Origin of the sequence: Actinomadura sp. NPDC000929, assembly GCF_040492065.1 — a bacterium.
Taxonomy (GTDB): Bacteria; Actinomycetota; Actinomycetes; order Streptosporangiales; family Streptosporangiaceae; genus Spirillospora; species Spirillospora verrucosospora.
Genome location: NZ_JBEUPA010000266.1, coordinates 1 through 5,249, shown reverse-complemented (window position 1 = coordinate 5,249; position 5,249 = coordinate 1). Strand labels below are relative to the sequence as shown.

Below are 5,249 nucleotides of genomic sequence, written 5' to 3'. Positions count from 1 at the left end.
ACGTCGCTGGCCGCCGCTACCCCCCCGCCGGGGGGGGGGGTGGGGGGCGCGAATTGGGGCCACTGGGGGGCGGGCGCGGGGGGGGGCCCCCCCCCCCACCCCGGGGCCTGGCGCATGATCACTCTCCTGCGCCCGCGCTGAGCGTCAGGGCGCGGACCGCCAGCCGGGCATCGGGAACGACGCGAGCAGGTCGCGGACCTGCCCGGCGACCCGGTCCAGCACCGCCTCGTCCTGCTTGGCGGCGGCCTGCACGACCTCGTCGATCCATGCGGCGAGCTGCGGCATGTGCTCCTCGCCGATCCCCCGGGTGGTGATCGCGGCGGTGCCGAGCCGCAGCCCGGACGGGTCGAAGGGCTTGCGCGGGTCGAACGGGACGGCGTTGTAGTTCAGCTCGATGCCGGCGCGGTCGAGGGCCTGCGCGGCGGGCTTGCCCGCGACGCCCTTGCCGGTCAGGTCGATGAGGATGAGGTGGTTGTCGGTGCCTCCGGAGATCAGGTCGTAGCCGCGGTCCAGCAGCGCGGCGGCCAGCGCCTTGGCGTTCGTGACCACCTGCCGCGCGTACCCGGCGAAGTCCGGCTGCGCCGCCTCCTTCAGCGCGACGGCGATCGCGGCCGTCGTGTGGTTGTGCGGCCCGCCCTGCAGGCCCGGGAAGACGGCCTTGTCGACCGCCTTCGCGTGCTCCGCCGTCGACAGGATCATGGCGCCGCGGGGGCCGCGCAGCGTCTTGTGCGTGGTGGTGGTGACGACGTCGGCGTGCCCGACCGGGGACGGGTGCGCGCCGCCGGCGACCAGGCCCGCGATGTGCGCGATGTCGGCCGCCAGGACCGCCCCGGCCTCCCGGGCGATCTCGGCGAACGCCGGGAAGTCGATCGTCCGCGGGACCGCGGTGCCGCCGCACCAGATCAGCTTCGGCCGCTCCTTGAGGGCGAGGTCGCGCACCTGGTCCATGTCGACGCGGCCGGTGTCGGCGCGCACGTCGTAGCGGACGGGGCGGAACCACTTGCCGGTGGCCGAAACCGACCAGCCGTGCGTCAGGTGGCCGCCCATCGGCAGCGACAGGCCCATGACCGGGTCGCCGGGCTCCAGGAACGCCATGTAGACGGCGAGGTTGGCGGGCGAGCCCGAGTAGGGCTGGACGTTGGCGTGCTCGGCGCCGAACACGCCCTTCGCCCGCTCGATGGCGAGCAGCTCGATGGGGTCGACGTTCTGCTGGCCCTCGTAGTAGCGCTTGCCCGCGTAGCCCTCGGAGTACTTGTTGGTCAGGACCGTGCCGGCGGCCTCCAGCACCGCCTCCGAGACGTAGTTCTCCGAGGCGATCAGGCGGATCTTCTCGTACTGGCGGCGGGCCTCGGCCTCCACCAGCGCGGCGATCTCGGGGTCCTGGCCCTGCAGATGGGGTACGGCCGGTTCGTGCATCGTGAGCCTCCGCGCTGCTCGCGCCGGGGCTTCGGGCACCCCGGCGAAGGGGACCCGTACACCCAGGCGCGCGGTGTGCGGACTACTTTCGCTCCCCGGTGGTCGTCTCCACCTTGACTGCGCCAGTCGCGTGGGCGCCATCATACCGGGCCGGCCCGCGCCGGCGGGGCGCGCGTGCGGGGACCGAGACCAGGAACAGCCCGCCCAGCAGCAGCAGCGACCCCGCCGCGACCGGCGCCGACATGCGCTCGCCGAGGACGGCCACGGCCAGGCCGGCGGCGACGAGCGGCTCGGCGAGGCTGAGCGTCCCGGCGGTCGCGGCCGTCACCCGGCCGAGGCCGGTGACGAAGAACATGTACGCGGCGGCGGTGGCGGCGATCCCGAGCCAGGCCACCAGGGCCGCCGAGCGCGGCGCGGCGAGGGCGGGCAGTTCCGGCAGCGTCCAGGGAAGCAGGGCCGCTCCCCCGGCCAGGAGCGTCACCGACACCGCTCCGGCCATCCCGGCCCCTCGCATCCCGCCGCCGTGACCCGTGAGCGTCTCGGCCGACACCAGCACCTTGGCCGAGACCGTGTAGACGCCGAAGCACGTGCCGCCGGCCAGGCTCAGCGCGATCCCGGCGGGGTCCGCGTGGACGGCCTCCCCCGGCACCATCAGCAGCGCCACGCCGCCGACCGCGCAGGCCGTCCCGGCCCACCAGCGGCGGCCGAGCCGGGCGCCCAGGACGAGCCGCTCGCAGAGGCCGGTGGAGACGGGCGCGAGCCCGAACACGACGGCGGTCGCGACGGCCGCGCCGGTCCGGTCGACCGCGCTGAAGAACGACGCCTGGAAGACGCCGGTCGCCGCCGAGGCCGCCGCGAGGGGCGGCCAGGTGCGCCTGGTCAGCGCCAGGAACGCGCGGCGGTCCGCCACGAGTACGAGGACGGCCAGGACGAGCCCGCCCGAGAGGATCCGGGCGCCGCCGACCGCGACCGGGTCCGCGGACGGACCCGCCAGCACCTGCGCCGGCCCGACCGTTCCCCAGAGCACGCCGGCGGCGAGCACCAGCAGCACACCGGATGTGTTGTTCCATCGGTCCATGCCGCCGAAGCTAGGCGAACATGCGGAACTCAGACCTTAGGACCGTCATTCGTTCGCTTCAACCGACCGAGGCCGTCATTCCTTCGCCGCTCACGGAGAACTGCATACCTCAGCTGTAGGGCGTTCGGCCTTCAGGCCGGTGGTCCGACGGAAGTTCGGACTGCTCGACCGGCTGCACGTAGTCGTACACGACGATCGTGCGGACGTCCACGTACTCCTTGCGGCGCGCCAGCCGGTCGAGGACGAAGTCGCGCAGGTACGCGGTGCTCGGCACCGCCACGTGGACGAGCAGGTCCTCGTTCCCGGTCACGACGAAGACCCCGATCGTCTCGGGCATCGAGGCCATGCTGTCGCGCGCGGACTCGATCGCCTCGCGCGACTGCGGCCGGATCCTGATCGAGATCAGCGCCTGCACGCCGCGTCCCAGCCGCTCCAGGTCGGCCGCCGCGTGGAACCCGGTGATGACGCCCCGCGAGCGCAGCGCCCGCGTCCGCTCCAGGGCCGTGGACGGCGCGATCCCCACCGCCTCCGCCAGCTCGCGGTTGGTCTGCCGCCCGTCCCGCTGCAGGCGCCGCAGGATCGCCTGGTCGACCGCGTCCATGTGGTCCCTCCCGAACTGCCCGGCGGACGCCGAACTCCCGCGCGGGAATCGCGCCCGGACGTCCCGTCCCCCGAAGATTATTCGCCGCGGGCCGGGCCCGCCACGGGGCCCGCCATGGTGTCCGCCGCGGTGCACGCCACCGCCAGGAGCGCGCAGGCGCCGACGCCGGTGAGGGCCCACGCCGCGCCCGCCGGGCCGAGGTCGAAGAGGCGGCCGATCACCAGGTCGCCCGCGAAGGAGAACATGCCGGCGCAGAACGCCAGTACGCCGTAGTAGGAGCCGAAGCACTCCGGCGGAGCGCGCCGGGCGGTCCGCTGGAAGACCGAGGGCTGGACCAGGCCGTTGGCGACGCCGTTGAGGACGGCCGCGAGCATCAGCGGGCCGGGCCGCGTGCCGTCCAGCGCCGCGAGGACGAAGAACCCGGCCGCGGCGCACAGCAGGCCGGTCCGCAGCACCCACGGCCGCTCGCCGCGGCGCCGGACGGCGACGAGGGGCTGGACCGCCGCCGCGACCATCGCCAGCAGGGAGAAGCTGAGCGTCGCCACCGCGGGCGTGAAGCCGAGGAGGGGCACGGCCGTCATGATGTGGGTGGCGAGCAGCGTTGTGGGCGCGGTCAGCAGCGCGAAGTAAAGGAACGCCCGATCGGCGAGCACCGCCCGCACGCCCGCGAGGACGTCGCGGGGACGCGCGGTCGAGCTTCTCCTCCCTGACCGGGGCACGAGAAGGAAGAGGACGCCGGCGACCACCCAGAGTGCGGCGGCCACCCCCGTCAGGAGCGCGAACCCGGACCCGGTGCCCAGAAGGAGGAGCCCCATCGGCGGGCCCGCGACCGTCGCCAGGTGCTGGGCGGCGACGTAGGCGGCGAAGCCGCCCGACCGGCCGGCGGGGCCGACGGACGCCAGCAGGCTGTGGCCCGCGGGGTTGTAGAGCGCTCCGCCGACCGCGATGGCGACGGCCGCGCAGAGCAGCGCCCCCACGCTTCCGGCGAACCCGAGGCCCGCGAACCCCAGCGCGCGCACGGCGCAGGAGATCATTCCGGTCCGGCGCGCGCCGAGCAGGTCGGTGACCGCGCCGACCGGCAGGAGCAGCGCGAACTGCAGGCCCACCCGCACGCCGAGGACCAGGCCGACCGTGCCGGCCAGCAGCCCGAGGTCGTGCCGGAGGTGGGCGACGAGGTGCGCCATCACCGCGAAGAAGCCGAGGCTGGCGGCGAGCTGGATCGCCACGACCACCGCGACGACCCTGCGGTCGGACGGGTTCGCGGCGGGGGCGGGCGGTGGGCCGGGGGGCGCGGGGGCGGGCGCGGGGACGGAGACGGCGGTCACAGCCCTGCCCGGGACAGGTCCGAGACGACCAGCGCGGTGGCCTCCGCGATCAGGGCGTTCTTCGGCGGGGTGTCGTAGCCCGGGCGGTCGGACATGACGGCCACCATCAGCGGGGCGCCCCGGGGAGGCCGCACGACGGCGATGTCGTTGGCCCGGCCGTAGTCGCCGGTGCCGGTCTTACTGGCCGCCTTCCATCCCCGGGGCAGACCCGCCCTCACGCGCTGGGCTCCGACGGCCGTGGCGCTGCGTTCGAGCCAGCCGCGGACCAGAGCGCGCTTGCCGGGCTCCAGCGCGTCCCCGAGGACGATCGCGCGGTAGTCGGCGGCGATCGCCCGGGGGCTCGTGGTGTCGCGGGGGTCTTCCGGACGCACCCTGTTCAGCTCGGGCTCGTAGTCGTCCATGCGGCCGACAGTGTCGCCGAGGCTCCGCAGGTAGGCGGTCAGCCCCGAAGGTCCGCCGACGTCGCGCATCAGCAGGTTCCCCGCCGTGCCGTCGCTGAAGCGGATGGCGGCGTCGCACAGCTCCCGTATGGTCATCCCGGTGGCGACGCGGTCCTTGGTGATCGGTGAGATGGAGTTCACGTCGGCCCGGGTGTAGGTGACGCGCTCGTCCAGGTGGCCGAGCGGGTTGCGGTGCAGCACCGCCGCCGCGGCGAGCGTCTTGAAGGTGGAGCAGAACGCGAAGCGCTCGTCGGCGCGGTAGGCGACCTCGGCTCCGGTCCCGGTCGCCAGCGCGTACACGCCGAGGCGGGCGCCGTGCCTGCGGGCCACCTGCGCGTTTCCGGGGATCATCCCCGTTACGGATGATCTACATAACGTCATGGATAGGT

At 74.6% G+C, this 5,249-nt stretch carries 4 protein-coding genes, 1 pseudogene and 1 riboswitch; all 5 genes and pseudogenes read right to left on the bottom strand.

What is annotated here, in order from left to right:
• Positions 1 to 144 precede the first annotated feature (144 nt).
• A complete protein-coding gene (gene glyA, locus ABWI04_RS41545) occupies positions 145 to 1,416 on the bottom strand; it encodes a serine hydroxymethyltransferase (RefSeq protein ID WP_353835844.1) in 1,272 nt (423 codons plus the stop codon).
• Between the two features lie 53 nt (positions 1,417 to 1,469).
• Positions 1,470 to 1,556: riboswitch (ZMP/ZTP riboswitch) on the bottom strand.
• A 104-nt stretch (positions 1,557 to 1,660) separates the two neighbouring features.
• Positions 1,661 to 2,494: pseudogene (locus tag ABWI04_RS41540) on the bottom strand (DMT family transporter); the annotation flags it as partial.
• Between the two features lie 109 nt (positions 2,495 to 2,603).
• Positions 2,604 to 3,095: an Lrp/AsnC family transcriptional regulator gene (locus ABWI04_RS41535; protein WP_345184353.1), complete on the bottom strand. Its 492-nt coding sequence runs from the start codon at positions 3,093 to 3,095 to the stop codon at positions 2,604 to 2,606.
• Between the two features lie 77 nt (positions 3,096 to 3,172).
• Positions 3,173 to 4,420 (bottom strand): MFS transporter, encoded by a 1,248-nt coding sequence (locus ABWI04_RS41530; protein WP_353835843.1) that lies wholly within the window; start codon positions 4,418 to 4,420, stop codon positions 3,173 to 3,175.
• The coding region (gene bla, locus ABWI04_RS41525) for a class A beta-lactamase (protein ID WP_502913223.1) at positions 4,417 to 5,249 on the bottom strand (833 nt) is incomplete at its 5' end. The genes bla and ABWI04_RS41530, both read right to left, overlap by 4 nt.